General features: G+C 42.0%; 12 protein-coding genes. 7 read left to right on the top strand and 5 right to left on the bottom strand.

All coding sequences use genetic code 11. The features are described 5' to 3' along the window. Positions 1 to 198 precede the first annotated feature (198 nt). Complete coding sequence (locus tag P1X15_RS28980) at positions 199 to 966, top strand: cyclase family protein (protein WP_277341623.1); 768 nt, start codon at positions 199 to 201, stop codon at positions 964 to 966. Between the two features lies 1 nt (position 967). Here the strand turns inward: P1X15_RS28980 and P1X15_RS28975 are convergent, their stop codons facing one another. Then, entirely contained in the window at positions 968 to 2,482 is a 1,515-nt protein-coding gene (locus P1X15_RS28975) for a c-type cytochrome domain-containing protein (protein WP_277341622.1), read from the bottom strand. Continuing rightward, positions 2,479 to 4,467, bottom strand: a complete 1,989-nt coding sequence (locus P1X15_RS28970; RefSeq protein WP_277341621.1) for an alpha-L-fucosidase — start codon at positions 4,465 to 4,467, stop codon at positions 2,479 to 2,481. Before P1X15_RS28970 ends, P1X15_RS28975 begins: the two co-directional genes overlap by 4 nt. Before the next feature lie 187 nt (positions 4,468 to 4,654). Between P1X15_RS28970 and gcvH the strand changes: the two genes are divergently transcribed. The 5 genes from gcvH (at position 4,655) to prfB (ending at position 8,659) form a co-directional block, all read left to right on the top strand. Beyond that, positions 4,655 to 5,032 carry a glycine cleavage system protein GcvH gene (gcvH, locus tag P1X15_RS28965; protein ID WP_277341620.1) on the top strand — a complete coding sequence of 126 codons (378 nt, stop codon included), beginning with the start codon at positions 4,655 to 4,657 and terminating at the stop codon, positions 5,030 to 5,032. Positions 5,033 to 5,117: 85 nt separating this feature from the next. Beyond that, positions 5,118 to 6,389, top strand: coding sequence for a dihydroorotase family protein (locus P1X15_RS28960; protein ID WP_277341619.1), 1,272 nt, complete (start codon positions 5,118 to 5,120; stop codon positions 6,387 to 6,389). Between the two features lie 15 nt (positions 6,390 to 6,404). Further along, entirely contained in the window at positions 6,405 to 6,950 is a 546-nt protein-coding gene (locus P1X15_RS28955) for a DUF4199 domain-containing protein (RefSeq protein WP_277341618.1), read from the top strand. Between the two features lie 63 nt (positions 6,951 to 7,013). Continuing rightward, positions 7,014 to 7,466, top strand: coding sequence for a DUF4920 domain-containing protein (locus P1X15_RS28950; protein WP_277341617.1), 453 nt, complete (start codon positions 7,014 to 7,016; stop codon positions 7,464 to 7,466). A 112-nt stretch (positions 7,467 to 7,578) separates the two neighbouring features. Beyond that, positions 7,579 to 8,659, top strand: a protein-coding gene (prfB, locus tag P1X15_RS28945) for a peptide chain release factor 2 (RefSeq protein WP_277341616.1) whose coding sequence is annotated in 2 segments (ribosomal slippage) — positions 7,579 to 7,638 and positions 7,640 to 8,659 — 1,080 coding nt in all. Because the reading frame shifts where the segments join, the coding sequence is not laid out codon by codon here. 141 nt (positions 8,660 to 8,800) lie between these two features. Here the strand turns inward: prfB and P1X15_RS28940 are convergent. Beyond that, a complete protein-coding gene (locus P1X15_RS28940; RefSeq protein ID WP_277341615.1) occupies positions 8,801 to 10,126 on the bottom strand; it encodes a RagB/SusD family nutrient uptake outer membrane protein in 1,326 nt (441 codons plus the stop codon). A 19-nt stretch (positions 10,127 to 10,145) separates the two neighbouring features. Beyond that, entirely contained in the window at positions 10,146 to 13,325 is a 3,180-nt protein-coding gene (locus P1X15_RS28935) for a SusC/RagA family TonB-linked outer membrane protein (RefSeq protein ID WP_277341614.1), read from the bottom strand. A gap of 212 nt (positions 13,326 to 13,537) precedes the next feature. Here P1X15_RS28935 and P1X15_RS28930 point away from each other — a divergent pair, with 212 nt between their 5' ends. Continuing rightward, positions 13,538 to 14,305, top strand: coding sequence for a DeoR/GlpR family DNA-binding transcription regulator (locus P1X15_RS28930; RefSeq protein ID WP_277341613.1), 768 nt, complete (start codon positions 13,538 to 13,540; stop codon positions 14,303 to 14,305). A gap of 39 nt (positions 14,306 to 14,344) precedes the next feature. On the opposite strand, the gene P1X15_RS28925 is transcribed toward P1X15_RS28930, so the two are convergent. Then, positions 14,345 to 15,583, bottom strand: a complete 1,239-nt coding sequence (locus tag P1X15_RS28925) for a tetratricopeptide repeat protein (protein WP_277341612.1) — start codon at positions 15,581 to 15,583, stop codon at positions 14,345 to 14,347. Positions 15,584 to 15,655 lie beyond the last annotated feature (72 nt).

Raw genomic sequence — 15,655 nt, 5'->3', positions numbered from 1 at the left:
CCAAAATAAGGCTTTTTTAGAAGAAATTGCAAAGAAATGAAAAGCTCTAAAGGTATATAATTAAAGAAATATGTTTAATATAATAGTGCTGTTTTTGAGCTTATGAGTTTATTGTTAGGCACTTTACTGCCACCTAATAAACTCATAAACGTAAAAATATGAAATGGGAAATAAGGGATAATATTTTTTTGAAAAGCTATGACAAAAATTATTGATTTATCTAAACCTATTCGTTATAACCAACAAGACCCATGGTTTATGAGAGTAAAAATAAAACATAAACCTCATCGAGCGGCAAAGTGGTTGATTCGTTTTTTGGGTCTACCTTTTCGCTTATACCCCAAAGGCTTTGAGGGTTGGGCTGATGATACTATCAAGCATATGGGGGTTCATGCTACTACACATATTGATGCTCCTTGGCATTATTATCCGACGGTAGCGGGCAAACCTGCCAAAACCATTGATGAGATTCCGCTAGAATGGTGCTATGGAGACGGTGTGGTAGTAGATATGAGTCACAAGGCTGACTTTGAGGTTATTACGGTGGATGATATCAGGCAAGATTTAGTTAAAATAGGTATCTCTTTAAAAGAAGGTATGATTGTGCTTATCAAGACAGGAAGGGATAAATACAACGGAACAAAGCAATTTGCAGATGTAGGAACGGGTATGAGTAAAGAAGCCACCGAATGGCTTATTGATCAAGGGATTAAGGTAATGGGTATAGATCAATGGGGGTGGGATTTGCCGATGCGCTACATGATTCAGAAAGCCAAAGAAACAAATGATTCGGAATTGTTTTGGCAAGCTCATTTGGTAGGGAGAGACAAAGAATACTGTCATATTGAGCAGCTTGTCAATCTTGATCAATTACCACCTTTTGGGTTTAAAATTTGTGTATTTCCACTAAAAATTGTGGGGGCATCAGCTGCCCCCGCCCGTGTAGTTGCTATTTTGGAAGACTGAATTATTTTTTCTTGGCCTCTTCTGCTTTTTGTGCTGCTTCACCTGCCTTGATAAACTCGGCCATCTGTTGCTGTGTGATACCCACAGTGATGTCAATATTAGGTTTGGTTTGTTTTAATACGGCTACCCCTGCCTCTGTAGCTTTTGATTGCCATAAGTGAAGGCTACGCAAGTTTGGTAGAGAGCTGAGTTCTTTAAGGCCAGCATCGGTCACTTGGGTATTTACAAGGTTGAGATATTCAAGATAAGGCAACATCTTGATTTGGCGAAGGGTCGCATCGCTAACAGCCGTATTTTCTAAATTAAGTTTTTGTAAGTTTTTTAGTTTGGCAAAAGTAGCGGCAGCTTGGTCGGTGATTTTGGTATCACCCAGTTTTAACCAAACGATTTGCTCTTTGAGGGGTTCAAGAAGTGCGATTTGGGCGTCGGTAAGAGAGTTTACATTGACGGCGTTTACTTCCAATAGATTGCTTTCACTAGCAACAGGAATCACCAATAACCCTACTTTTTTTAAGGCTTCTATAGCCTTAGGATCCCCTGCTGGTATTTTAGCCGAAAAAACGGGAGACTCAGGAGCTGGGCCGCTTGCTGAAGAGCTAGATGCGGTAGAAGTAGCTCCTGTACTCAACGAAGCTAGGGCAGGTTTTATATCATCTGGTGTTTTTAAGTCGGCTACTTTTTTGTCAAAGGGCGCTCCTTGGTCTATCCACCACGACAAAATGGCTATTTGGGTATCGTTCAGCTGCGTTTTTCCTTTGGGGGGCATGTGGTTGTCGTCTTCAAGCGGCAAAAGACAGCGTTTGATTAGCTCACTTTCTTGGCCTTTGCCATTCACAATGATAGGACCATTTTCTCCGCCTTTTTTCAGGAATTCAATACCATCCATGCGCAAATCTCCTTTTGATTTGGAGGCATTGTGACATTGAACACAACGAGCCTTCAGAATAGGATTAACCACATCTTGAAATACCATAGCATTGTTTATATCAGCAATGGGTTTGATTTCGTCGGTTCCTTTTTCTGGTTTAGGTTCCATGCCAAGCCATCCTCTGAAAGGTTCGGGGGTTTCTTGGGTCAAAAAACCTTCGCCATGGGTAAGGGAGCCACCATGATGCCCCGCAGAAAGTGTAAAGAAGCTTCCAATGGCCAATGCAGGTAAATACAGAAGACTTCCAAAAGGGATTTTGTTGACAAAAAAATCGGCTTTAGATGCCCATGCTATCCATGAAGCTACTGCCACCCAAATCCCTTGCCATTGATGTTCATTTAAAAGGCTTTCTTCATAACCTCCACCCAATGAAAGCAAATAACCTGCGATACAAGAAAGGGTAGCTCCAATAGCTGACCAAAACAAAACAAATGAAACTGTAGATTCTTTTACATCAATTTTATGGGTCAATCGACCTATTTCGAGCAATACTGCTAAAATCAAAAAACCAATGGGTAAATGAACTAAAACGGGGTGAAATCGCCCAAAAAACGCCGCCCAATCAGAAAAAGCTTGCAACAAAATCATAGTTTGATTTCGACTATCGAGTGAATATTTAATTTACTTATTATAAAGACTACCTCTCCATTTTTATACGCAAAGTCTAGGGGCTTATTTTCTGGCTGGAGCACTACCTTTTGGGGGCGCTGGGAGGATTTAACCATAACTTTCAGATTAGACAAAGGCGGTATGTCGTCACTAGCATGGATTGCTTTGTTGGCATGGTTGCCTGCCATATTGATGAGATTGGCATAAAGCGTTCCATTTTTTTGATTCAATGCCACATTTACAAATTTAGAGCCGCTCACAGTTATCTTGGGTTGGAAAAGTTGATGAGCCATTTGTCTCAAAAAATCTCGTCCAATATAGGTTTCGCGTTTGAAGTGTTGTTCCCCCAAATTAAAATAAATAGCTCCTATTTTACCTTTTCCAAAAGAAGCAATCGACGCAATAGGACCTTCGTTATACCGAGTATCTCCCTGCGAAAACCACTGACCAAAGGTCTGAGTGCTAGGAAGTGGCTCAAAGGGCTGAAAAGTAGCTTTTGTCCCGGTGAGCAAATTGCCGAAGCCCCAATTCGGAATCACTTGAGTCGTCGGGTTTAAGCGAACGCCCAATTGTGATTCAAACATTTTGACTGTTTGAGCCCCAATCACCAGTAGATTTCCGCCTTGTTGAACATATTCAATCAGTTCTTTATGGAGGTCAGTATTTATTGTTTTCCACTCAGGAATCACAATAAGTGGATATTCTCTGGTATGTCCTTTGAGATGATGTTCTTGTAATATTTCGGTCGAAAACTGACTATACAAAAGCGCATTAAGGACTCCAATCATGGGCTCTAGTTTGCGGTCGCCTGTATTGTAGACAGTGGTGATTTCGCTTTTATAGCCTTCGTTGGAATACAAGATAGCGACTTGTGGTACAGGCTTGGTATTTTGACAAAACGGTTGCCGCTGACGGCAAAATTTAGCCAAGTCAGCCATGGTTCCATAAGCATAAGTGGGAAGACTACCATCGTGGTTTTGAGTCCAATAAGCCTGATAACCACCCCCCATCGAAATCACCTGGGCTGCTTCTTGCGAGAGTTGGGCGGCATTTTTGGGAGATTTGACTTGGTCTTCCCAGCCATACCCAAAACTCCACGACATCAAATCCCAAGGTTTGCCTTGCGGTGCTAGACACCGTGCCTGAAAACCAGATTGATTGGCTCCGTTGAGCGGCTCAGTATCGCCAGATAAAAAATCAACGTTGATATCTACCTTTTCGGGCATCATGGCCGAAAACGACCAGTTGCTTGCTACCTGAAATTTGGGATTATAAGCATGGAGGGCGTCGGTATATTTACGCACATATCGCCGAAAAGCCACTCGGTGAAATTCGAGCCACTTATCGTAATTAGGATCTGTTTTTTTACGTGGAATCTCTTGAATACCAGTAGTATTTCGAAATTCTTCAATCGCTTTGGGCGAATAATCGGGGTTGGTAGCCCAGCAGTCTCCATCTACCCATACGCCATCTATACCATAATCGCTGATTTCTTTTAGTTGAGGAATCAAAAGGCTGTCGGAGTAAGCACCCCAAAACGATATTTTTTGTGAATCGGCCTTTCCGTCTGCGCCAACTCTAGCCCACTGTGGATGATTTTTAGCAGCTTCATCGTCCCAAACGCCCGAATAATGAACATACAATGCTACTCCATTGCGGCGTGTTACTTCTCTAAAAAGCTTCAAAATATCTTTCTCAAAATGCTTGGGTTTATGCCCCACCTTTGTAGGGTAGCTCGTCACACCAGGGTGTCCTTTACAATCTACTTGAATAAAATCAGGCTTTACTTTTTTGAGAAGAGAGTCAATCATTTTGTCGGTGAGGGTTTTGCCGATAAGCGTATCTTTAAGACCTGCGTGGAAATCAAAATGAAGACCAAAAAAACTCTCAGAGCGCCGCAGAGGGGTTTGGGAAGAAGCTTTTAGGACTACAAAAAATAGGAAAAAGAGGCGTAAAATTTTCATAGAGATTTAGGAGTTTACTTATCGGTTAAAAAGTGTTTTATGACGAGATTCTCCTTAAGAAAGCACTCTAGGATTAGATTAGGAAAATGAAAGCATTTTAGAAAAACAGGTAAAGTAGTAAAGGGATTTCGCATAATTTATCTTTTCGTATTATCTTGCACGCCCAAATATAAAGCCTCAACAAACCATGACATTCCCAGCAGAGCTTAAATACACAAAAGACCACGAATGGATTCGCCTAGAAGGTGACGATACTGCCGTAGTAGGAATTACAGATTTTGCCCAAAGAGAATTGGGTGATATTGTGTACGTCGACATTACGACTGTTGGTCAAACCATTGAAGAAGGTGAGATTTTTGGAACCGTAGAAGCGGTTAAAACAGTTTCAGACTTGTTTATACCAGTCACTGGCGAAATCCTAGAATTCAATGAAGAATTGGAGTCATCTCCCGAATTAGTCAACGAAGATCCCTATGGACAAGGTTGGATGATTCGTGTCAAAATCACTGGTTCTGTTGCAAGTTTACTCTCAGTAGAAGCATATAAAGAATTGATTGGCGAATAAATAGAAGCTCCGAAAGGGGCTTTTTTTTTGAAGAAGTTGTTTGTTGGAACAACAACAACAGCAACTGTAATGATAAACGAACTCTATGCTACTGATTCGTTCTGTTAAAATAGTGGATAGCCGCTCTCCCTATCATGGGCAAACCAAGGATATTTTGATTGATAATGGAAACATCGTTCAAATCGAAGATTCTCTGGAAGTTGCAGAAGCGGAAATATTAAGTGGATCCAATTGGCACATATCACCAGGCTGGGTAGATATGCGTGTATCGGCTTATGACCCAGGTTATGAGCATAAAGAAGACTTATCAAGCGCCTGTGACGCAGCCCAAGCGGGAGGATTTACGGAGATAGCAATATTGCCAAATACCAAACCAGCTCTCGACTCAAAGGATACTTTGATATATGTAAAGCACAAAGCACGTGGAAAAATCGTAAATGTGCATCCAATTGGAGCGGTTACAAAAAGCTGTGAGGGTAAAGACTTTACCGAAATGATTGACCTAGCTCATGCGGGGGCTGTTGCTTTTTCAGACGGTATACATTCTTTGTACAATACCCACATATTTTTAAAATCACTCCAGTACTTACAGCAAGTCAATCGAGTATTGATGAATCGCCCCGAAGATCATGACTTAACCGTTTTTGGTCAAATGAACGAAGGCGAATCAAGCACTTTATTAGGCTTGAGGGGCATCCCTTCTATCGCAGAAGAGTTGACGATTATGCGAGATTTGAAGTTGCTTGAGTATGTGGGAGTCAATAGTAATGTACCTATTTTACATATTTCTACTATTTCTACTGCCAATTCAGTAGCCCTTATAAGAGAAGCCAAGAGAAAAGGATTGCCAGTCTCATGTGATATTGCAGCCCATCAGATTGCGTTTGATGACACAGTTTTAGGTGATTTTGATACACATTACAAAGTCAACCCGCCTTTCCGTGCGCAACAGGATATAGATGCCCTGTGGGAAGGACTAGCCGACGGAACCATTGATGCGGTGGTTTCGGATCATAATCCCCAAGATGAAGAATCAAAAAACTTAGAATTTGATTTAGCCGAATTTGGTATTACGGGGCTTGAAACCGCTTTTGCTTTGCTCAACACTTATCGTCAAAAAGTAGAGTTAGAGCAAATTGTGGATAAATTCACCCACCAACCTCGTGAGATTTTAAGACTTCCTGAAGTAAGTATTGTGGAAGGAAACAAAGCTAATTTGACGATTTTTGACCCAGAATTGGATTGGATATTTACCGAAACCCGTTCCCAATCTAAAAACACTCCATTTTTAGGAAAACCATTAAAAGGCAAAGCGCTGTATGTGCTAAATCGAAATATGGTCGAGAAATGTGGATAACTATGTGGATAACTTATGAAAAGTGTGATTAACTTTTTCAACAAACCTTTACTCAAGATTCCTCTCTTATTTGGACTAGTGGCGGGATTGGTTTGCTTTTTGTTTTTTTTGGTAGTGCAAAACCTCGATAAATTTTCTAGCACTAGCCGATTATTAGACGTTGGATTCTTTAGTATTCTGATTGCGGCGGCGTGTTGGTATTATCGAAAAAATATTGGCAAAGGCTATATGCATATGTGGGAAGGGATTTCGATTGGGTATGTAGTGTGGTTGACGGGGGCATTGTTTTGTGGGTACCTTACGAGTTTGTTTTTTTATTTTTTCCCAAATTCCCTTTTACACTATAAAAACATCCTTCGCCAATCTCTCCTGACCAATAAGGAAGAGGCTGTCAAAGTATGGGGTAAAGAGCTCTATGATCAAAAAATAGCCGATATTGATCTGCTTGAACCTTCAAGTTTTATCTTTGATGAATTCCGTTTTACATTACTTTTGATTGTGATGGCGGTATTGTTGATAGCCCTTATATTTCGCAAACAGCATCCCTCGGGAGCCGCTTAATAGATGAGTATACTTGTAGACTTTATTTTTTCTTAATTTTGTAAAAACACAATGACTAAAACCATGAAAAAAGTAATCTTAACGTCTTTGATGACGATACTTACATTAGGCGTTTTTGCACAATCAGAAGGGTATTTTGGAAAAAAAATAAACGACAAAGGAGCAATCGCTTCTGCTGAGCTACCCAAAAAACTAGGCGCTAAAGAAAAAATGAGTACCAAAGTAACAGGTACTGTCGAATCAGTTTGCCAAGCAAAGGGCTGCTGGATGAAGGTCAAAACTACGGACGGTCAAACGATGCGCGTGACTTTCAAAGACTATGGTTTTTTTGTGCCTAAAGACATCGCTGGCAAAACAGTAGTGTTTGAAGGAGAGGCAAAAATGAAAACCACTCCTGTGGCCGAATTGCAGCATTATGCCGAAGATGCTGGCAAGAGTAAAGAAGAAATTGCTAAAATCACCGAGCCTAAGCATGAACTCACTTTTGTTGCTGATGGCGTAATTGTGAAAAAATAAAGAACACAAAGTCGCAGGCGGTCGGTCGGTTTAATCCTGACCGACCGCTTTTTATTTGTACTTTTGTCGTTTCTTCAAAAAAGAATAATAAATAAAATAACATTTTAATACCATGACCACAGAACAGTTGAAAGACTTGAAAGCCCGTGTTTCGGCTTTGAGGGGGTATCTTTGACTACGATACCAAGAAAGAAAGACTAACAGAACTGGAACAAGTACAAAGTCAGCCCGAATTTTGGAATGATAATACCAAAGCTGAGCAGACTATGAAAGAAGTGCGAGCCCTAAAAGGTTGGACCGAGGGCTACGAAAAAGTCGAGGAGCGTTTGGGAGATTTAGAAACCTTGCAGGAGTTTTGGGAGCTAGGCGAAGCTACAGAAGCCGAAGTACAAGCCGAATACCAAGCGCTCTTGAAAGTGTTGGAAGAAGTGGAGCTTAAAAAAATGCTCTCCAACGAAGAAGACCAACTCAATGCTGTTTTGGAGATTAACTCTGGGGCGGGTGGTACCGAAAGTCAAGATTGGGCGGATATGTTGTATCGGATGTATGTGCGTTGGGCCGAAAAACACGGCTACAAAGTAACCCAAATCGACTATCAAGAAGGAGACGGGGCAGGTATAAAATCGGCTTCTATTCAAATAGACGGTCCACAAGCTTACGGTTATTTGCAGTCCGAAAATGGGGTACACCGTTTAGTGCGTATTTCGCCTTTTGACTCTAATGCTCGTCGCCATACTTCCTTTGCGTCGGTATATGCCTATCCCTTGATTGACGACAGTATTGAAATTGAAGTCAATCCCGCTGATATTGAATGGGATACCTACCGTTCGGGAGGTGCTGGAGGCCAAAACGTAAACAAAGTAGAAACGGCAGTACGTCTTCGACACCGTCCGTCGGGCTTGATGATTGAGTGTCAGCAAGAACGAAGCCAACACCTCAACCGCGATTTGGCGATGCGTTTATTAAAATCAAAACTATATCAAATCGAGGTTGAAAAGCGAAACGCTGCCCGGGCCGAAGTAGAAGCCTCCAAGAAAAAAATTGAGTGGGGTTCACAAATTCGTAACTACGTCATGCACCCTTACAAATTGGTAAAAGACGTTCGGACAGGTGTAGAAACTTCTGATGTTCAGGGGGTAATGGATGGCGACTTGGACGAATTTATCAAAGCCTATTTGATGTTGCAGCAGTAGAACAGTTATCTCAAATAATACAAAAAGCCCTGATGATGAGTCAGGGCTTTTTTATGGAGTAGGTTGCTTACAACCCAAAAAATCTAAAAATCTGTTAATTTTCTGTAAATCAGCGAATAACAATTAACAGCCTTGCCAACACTAAATAGCAGGGTCGGCGGGTGTATTGGCGGTATTGTTAGCTCTTTCGGTCAATGGATAAGGATACCATGTACGACTCCGCTCTACTTGTGAAGCGGCATTTCCTGAAACAGGAGCTGTACGATTAAAGCGGCGATTATCTTCTAGGCGCATGCCTGATAAATACAATTCAATCGTCCGCTGACGATATATTTCTGTCAACAAAGCTGTTGCAGTGTTTTCGCCACTGTAAGCCGGAAGCCCTGCTCCTATCCCCCAAGCATCAGTAGTTTTTGTCAATACTGAATTGAGTGCTGCTGTAGCACCCGCCAAGTCGTTGGTACGCGCCGCTGCTTCTGCTTTGATAAGCAAAATTTCGCCAGGCAAATACACCGGAATCGCAGCGTTGTTAGCCGTAAAGAAGCTTGCTCGTCCTAGATTTACTCCGCCTGCTGCAACTCCCGTAGGATTAGACAAATAAAAGGTCAGGCGTTTGTCTGTCGCTACAGGACGTAAGCCCTCTGGCAGACCTAAGGTAGCATTGAGTGGTTCGGTAACGTTTCTGTTACCAAAAGTATTGAAAAACATAGGGTTCTGGGTGGCGTCGTCAAAGTTAAAAGACGATTTTTTGGTTAAATCCACCTTGTTGGCTGCCGCAAGTGCTTTGGCATTATCACCCACCATAAGACTATACCGCGCAATCAACGCCTGAAGGGTATTAGTAAGATCTATCCCTACTACAATACGGCTCGTAAATGTGGATGAAACAGGAGTAGCAGCAAGAGTCGTAGCGGCTGATTCGAGGGTTTTGATCGCTTCTTTCAGGGCGTCTTCGCGCGTTACGAAAGGAGCATTAGTACCACTTACGATAGGCAGTTTTTCCCAAAATTGAGCCATTGTCCCCAATGCTAATGCTCTGAAAATAGAAGCATAGACAGTGATACCACTTTTGGTACCTGCATCACCGGCTACATTGCCTACATTTTTCAAAATCAAATCCGCATTTGCTTTTACCAATTGATTTTGAGCCCACAGGTTGCGTATGATGCCATTGTTAGTAGTGATACCAATCCCCCCAATACGGAGTTGTTCTTCATCACCATTTCCGGCATTCAAAACAGTCAATTCTTTGGTAGTAAGACCGTTGGCTGTAATGGAGGTATAAATAACCCCCGCACGAGTGCTGGTATAACGATACTGTAATCCGTTGCAAAGAGTAATCAACCCATTGATATCGGTAGTTACTTGGGTTTCACTGGCGGCACTAGGGTTGAGGTACTCTTGGTTACAAGAAGTAGCAGTCAGCAAAAATCCAGCTAAAATTGAATATATGATGGTCTTTTTCATATGAAAATCAAAGTTTTAATTAAAATGAAAGGTTCAGCTGCACTTGGTAAGTACGTGGGATAGGCACGTTTCCGAAGTCAACTCCGCGCAAAATATCGCTGTTATTACCGGCGTTTGTTTCAGGGTCAAAACCGTTGTATTTATCCCAAGAAATCAAATTGCGACCTACCAACGAAACACTCCAATTGCTGATACCTTTTACTTGGGGTAATTGATATGTCAAGGCCACCTCTCTTAGTTTAGTAAATGCTCCATTATCTACGCGGTATTCTTCGATGTTCACCAAAGAAAATACATAACCACGTGGTACTGTACCGAGCATCTCGGCTTCTGCCAAATCGCCGATACCTACGTTGTTGCGGGTACGTTTGTCGGCATTAAAGACTTGAACACCTTGAACAGCATCCAACAAAAACCGTAAACCTACTTTTTTATAAGTAAGATTTCCGCTAAAGGAACCTGTCCACTTAGGGTTTGGATTACCAATTACAGCCGTGATGAAGCTTCCCGAAGGTTGGCCATCAGCTCCGCGTTGAGCGGTATAACTAGTCGGACTATTTTGAGTACCACGTTCACGCTGTGGAAGGTTTTGAGAAGTTAGAAGAAGTGAACCATCGGCATTGCGGGCATAGGGGAAGCCGTAAAATACACTCGCAGGTTGTCCTTCAATCAAAAATACGGGCGCACCTGCTGAGTTTGAAATAGTAAGTGTCCCGATTCCTGGGTTTCCTTGGTCAATATCTAATACTTTATTACGGTTTTGGTTATAGAGCACGGTAAAATCTGCTGAGAAGTCTTTTTTCTTGACGGCAAGTGCATTCAAGCTGATTTCAAAGCCTTTGTTTTCCATGGTTCCTACGTTGTTTACGATACTTGTACCACCCGTAGAAGGTGCCAATTCGCGGTTTACAACTAAGTCTTTGATTTGCTGATTATAGACAGACACCCCTACATTTACTCTGCTTTTCAAGAGAGAAAGATCGGCCCCTACTTCTAATTCATCCATTCTTTCGGGGCGTACACGCGGATTGGCAAGAGCGCTACCCGGTACAATGGTATTTTTTCCTAAGAACGGAACAGGCGAAAATTGCCAAAAACGGCTATAGCTACCAATACCTGTGAGGTTACCGGCTTGCCCGTAAGAAGCACGAAGTTTGAGGCCATCCCAAATTCCCGCCAAACCGCTATTTTTCCAGAATTCTAGGTCAGATACCACAAAGCTACCGCTGATTTTGGGATAAGTTTGGTTGGTTTCAGAAGGTGAGAATTTAGAAGAACGGTCGCGGCGAATCGCAGCGGTCAAGAAGGCTAAGTTTTTGTAACCCACCGTAGCTTGGGCAAAGAATCCACTCAAATTATAACGGTCTAAGCCATAGCCCGCCGTAACGGTAGTACTAGCTGCACCACTTACAGTTTCGATAAAAGGTGCTGTGTTTAAGCCACTTGCACGGGTAAAATCTGACTGATAAAATTGGTAGTTGAAGCCAGCCGCCGCATTGAGTTTGAGGTCGTTGGTAATGTCAATTTCGTAAGTGGCGTTGATGTCGCTATTAAATTGCGTTACGTTGTTGGTGGCATTCGCAGCAAATCCATCAGGATAGCGTTCGGCAGGTAGCCCTGCTACGGCTTGATAAGGATAAGGAGGAATGTAGTTTTTACCCAACTGTGAGTAATTATCTACCCCCACAATCCAGTCAATGCCTAGACCTTTGATAGGGGTTAGATTGAGCTGAGCATCTGCGATAGTGCGGTTTACGGCTTGCGTAAACTGCATAGCCTCAACCGTAGTAAGTGGATTGACACGCGTTGGCTCTACCGCTAGCAAATTCCCTGCTGCGTCGCGTTGGGTAATATCGTAGATGTTGTTAGTGATAGTGACGGAGTTGATAGGGCTGTAGAAGACGTTACCGTTGGGTTTTTCGTTGGAAAAACTATTAGAATAATTTAAGCCTGCCGATAATTTTGCCCAATTGGTCAAACGTTGGTCAACCCGAGCGCGCAAACTAGCACGACGGAAATCTACACCTTTGACAATCCCTTCATTTTTCATGTAAGAAGCTGATACAAAGTACTGAGTACGGTCAGTTCCGCCTGAGATAGAGAGCGTATTGTCATTTCCATAACCAGTACGGAAAATTTCGTCAAAATAATTGTAGCGAGTCACATCAACTAGATTAGAAGCTAGCTGAGAAGTAGCGCCGTCTCTTACGATACCCACGGTGGTAGTTCCTGGGTTGGCGGCGATTTGCGCGGATGAAATCACACCGATAGTATGTAATCTTAAATCTTTGAATCCAAACTGCTTACCGAGAGTAGAAATAAATACCCCTTTACGAAGCTCATTGACCGAGAAGTTGGTCGAAAAATTGATTTTTGGCGTTCCTGCTTTGCCTCGTTTGGTAGTGATAATGACCACGCCATTGGCAGCTCTGGAGCCATATTGTGCGGCGGCAGCGGCACCATTAATTACGTTGAGGCTTTCGATGTCGTTAGGGTTAATATCAGCCAAACGGTTGGTACCCAAAGCGGCATTGGGAGCTTGGCCGCCCAAGCTAAGGGCAAGTTGAGATACAGAAGATGTTTCGTTGTTGACAATCACACCATCGATGACATACAGCGGGTCAGAGCTTCCTAAGATAGATTTTACCCCGCGCAACCGCACCGTAATCCCACCGGCAGGGTCTCCAGAGTTTTGGGTAATTTGGGCGCCGGGTACTTTTCCTTGTAAAGCACTTACAAGGTTTGGAGTACCGGTTTTTTCAAGATTGTCGGCCTTGATAGTAGTGATAGCATTACCTAACTGGCGTCTTTCTGCACGGAGTGTCGAGCCTGTTACTACCACTTCATCAAGATTCATTTGGTCTTCTTTTAAAGACACATTAACGACCGATTGGCTGGAAGTTACATTTTGGCTTGCAGAACTAAACCCAATAGCACTAAAGGTTAGTTTTGCATTTCCATTCAGTGATAAGGAGTAGTCTCCTTCGATGTTGGCAGTAGTACCTACTGTAGTACCTACTACCTGAATAGTAGCCCCTGGTATAGGCTGCCCATTGGCATCTGTAACTTTACCTTTTACGGTAAATGACTGCGCCCAACTACTTAATGTAATCAGCATCGCAACGATAGTGCCAAGGATTTGCTTCCATGAAAACTGAAGCCGTAGGGGTAAAAAATGAACGTAGCTGTTTTGGCTCATAGTTATTGAAATAGGTTATTGTTGAAATCGGCATAAAACCGCATGAAATAAATAAAAAAACGGCAAAGTCCGACAAATAATTGCGGAGTTTTTCGTTTTTTTGGTAAAATATTCTAAAAAAAAACGATTTAGGCCAATAAAAAGATTTGTGCCGCATAGGTTATTTGATTTATTTGCGCCTTTATGCGGGTTTATCTTCAATTGAAAAAAATATGCATCAAGTTCAAACGCATTTGTTAAAAAGAGAACGACAGGCTTTTATTATGAAGCAGATAAACCTACACAACAGGGTTTTATCGGCTGATTTAGGATTGATGCTCAATGTATCAGAAGATACAATTCGGAGAGACTTGAACGAGTTGGCGGAGCTTGGAGAGCTTGTAAAAGTTCATGGAGGAGCCTTATCAAAATCTTACCATTACGATTATGCTTCCAATACTACTTATGCGCTTCCCGAAAAAACCATCATTGCGCAGAAAGCTGTTACTTTGATAGAAGAAGGTATGTATGTAATGGTAGGAGGAGGAACTACCGTTCGTGAATTGGTGCGATTGCTCCCTCAAGATTTGAAAGCAACGTTTTTTACAGTAAGCCTAACTACAGCTTTACAACTTTGTGATCATCCCAGTGTGGAAGTCATTTTTTTGGGCGGAAAGCTTATCAAAAACTCTCAAATAAGCGTGGGTGGAGAAGTCATAAGCCGAGTCAATGACATCAATGCTGATTTGTGTATTTTGGGCACTAACGCTATTGATGTGACGGAAGGAATAACGGATTCGGATTTAGAAGCGGTACAAGTTAAAAAAGCAATGATGAAAGCCTCAAAACGTACGGCGATTGTGACTATTAGCGAAAAATTGGGCAGTATGCAGCGGTTGCGGGTTTGTGATTTGAGTGATATAGATTTTTTAATTACTGAACTTATCCCCACAGACCCTGTCTTTAGCAATTATGACCAAAACGGACTCATCATTTTATAATAACAAGAGAAGGGCAGAATCACTTCTGCCCTTCTCTTGTTAATCCCGCCTTTTACGTCTTTCTTCTCTGCGTGTCTTATTGAGTTTGCTAATTGCATCTTTAGCTTCTTTTACTTGGCTCGATTTTTTTTCGCCTCTATCTACGACCGTCTTATAGTACTCCAAGGCGGCGGTAAAATCTTTTTCATTTTCGGCTATTTTTCCTAAACTTATCAAAGAAGATAGATAATAGCCCGAAGTGAATGATTTGGTTTTAGTAGAAAAATCAATCGTTTTTTGATAATACTCTTTGGCTTTAGGTATATCACGGTGGTAATTGTTGTAATAATACGCCAAAGCGTAAGCGGCATTTCGACCACTTACGGCCTCATAACCAGGCATTCCTTTGTCAATTTTAGTTAAAATACTATTGGCTATTTTTTCGGCTTCAGCAGCTTGTCCTCGTACAAACGCTGACCTCAAATAGTAGCGTTCAAAGTAAGGATTATCGGGGTAGGTTTCCCAAGAGTATTTGGCCAAATCGTACGATTTAGCATACTGATTTTCGTAGCCATAAATTTGAAGAAGGAAATAGCGCGCCTCCGTCCGCGTATAAAAGGCATTATTACCTACTTTTTCTAATTGCTGCATACCGAGTTGTTTGTTGCCTTTCGGGAAAAGCCATAAAATAGGCTTTAACAGCGGATAATTGTCGGGAATCCACTCGGCAAAATAATTAAACAAACCATCTCCAAATAGCAGTTCAGGACTAAGTTCACTTTTCCCTTGGCATTTCTCCATGTATTTGAGAGCACTTTTTCCGGCCAAGGTAGCGCGTGTCCAGTGTTTACGCTCAGAGTGGATACGACCTTTGAATGCATACGCAGCTGCTAGAAAAAACGCAGGTTCGATTTTATTTTCTCGAATGTCATAGAGCTTTTCGGCCAGCGAAATGCATGTGTCCATGAGTGCAATACAGCTTGCATCATAGCGGGTGTCGTCGGTATTAGGTACCATTTTCCACCATTCGGCCAAGCCCATCAAAAAATAAGGCATTGGATGATTGGGATAGCGGTATTTCAACCAGCGAAACTCCGCATCTGCTTCGGCAAATTTAAAATTATACAGTTTGTTGATTGCCTCGGTAGCCTCAATTTGTACCCCTGGGTTCGACAAAAGCATTTCGTATTTACTATCAAAATCGGCAGAAGCGTATAATTGAGCGTGTAGGGGGCTTTGACAAACCACAAACAACCCTATTAAGCTGAATAACCAATATTTTAAGTGGTTCTTTTTCATGGTGTATTATCTTTGCTGTGTCATACTAACGAACAATTCTTGAGAACAGTTTGTGTGCCTTCTGTTTTTTTA

The organism is Runella sp. MFBS21 (assembly GCF_029433105.1).
Classification (GTDB): domain Bacteria; phylum Bacteroidota; class Bacteroidia; order Cytophagales; family Spirosomataceae; genus Runella.
Note: the sequence above shows the minus strand (reverse complement) of the source record. Positions and strands in the feature narration are given on the sequence as shown.

Excerpts from the sequence above, each read along its gene's own strand:
- P1X15_RS28960 (WP_277341619.1), top strand. The coding sequence starts at position 5,118 with ATGCTACTGATTCGTTCTGTTAAAATAGTGGATAGCCGCTCTCCCTAT.
- P1X15_RS28975 (WP_277341622.1), bottom strand. The coding sequence starts at position 2,482 with ATGATTTTGTTGCAAGCTTTTTCTGATTGGGCGGCGTTTTTTGGGCGA.
- gcvH (WP_277341620.1), top strand. The coding sequence starts at position 4,655 with ATGACATTCCCAGCAGAGCTTAAATACACAAAAGACCACGAATGGATT.
- P1X15_RS28980 (WP_277341623.1), top strand. The coding sequence starts at position 199 with ATGACAAAAATTATTGATTTATCTAAACCTATTCGTTATAACCAACAA.
- P1X15_RS28935 (WP_277341614.1), bottom strand. The coding sequence starts at position 13,325 with ATGAGCCAAAACAGCTACGTTCATTTTTTACCCCTACGGCTTCAGTTT.
- P1X15_RS28940 (WP_277341615.1), bottom strand. The coding sequence starts at position 10,126 with ATGAAAAAGACCATCATATATTCAATTTTAGCTGGATTTTTGCTGACT.
- P1X15_RS28950 (WP_277341617.1), top strand. The coding sequence starts at position 7,014 with ATGAAAAAAGTAATCTTAACGTCTTTGATGACGATACTTACATTAGGC.
- P1X15_RS28955 (WP_277341618.1), top strand. The coding sequence starts at position 6,405 with ATGAAAAGTGTGATTAACTTTTTCAACAAACCTTTACTCAAGATTCCT.
- P1X15_RS28970 (WP_277341621.1), bottom strand. The coding sequence starts at position 4,467 with ATGAAAATTTTACGCCTCTTTTTCCTATTTTTTGTAGTCCTAAAAGCT.
- P1X15_RS28925 (WP_277341612.1), bottom strand. The coding sequence starts at position 15,583 with ATGAAAAAGAACCACTTAAAATATTGGTTATTCAGCTTAATAGGGTTG.
- P1X15_RS28930 (WP_277341613.1), top strand. The coding sequence starts at position 13,538 with ATGCATCAAGTTCAAACGCATTTGTTAAAAAGAGAACGACAGGCTTTT.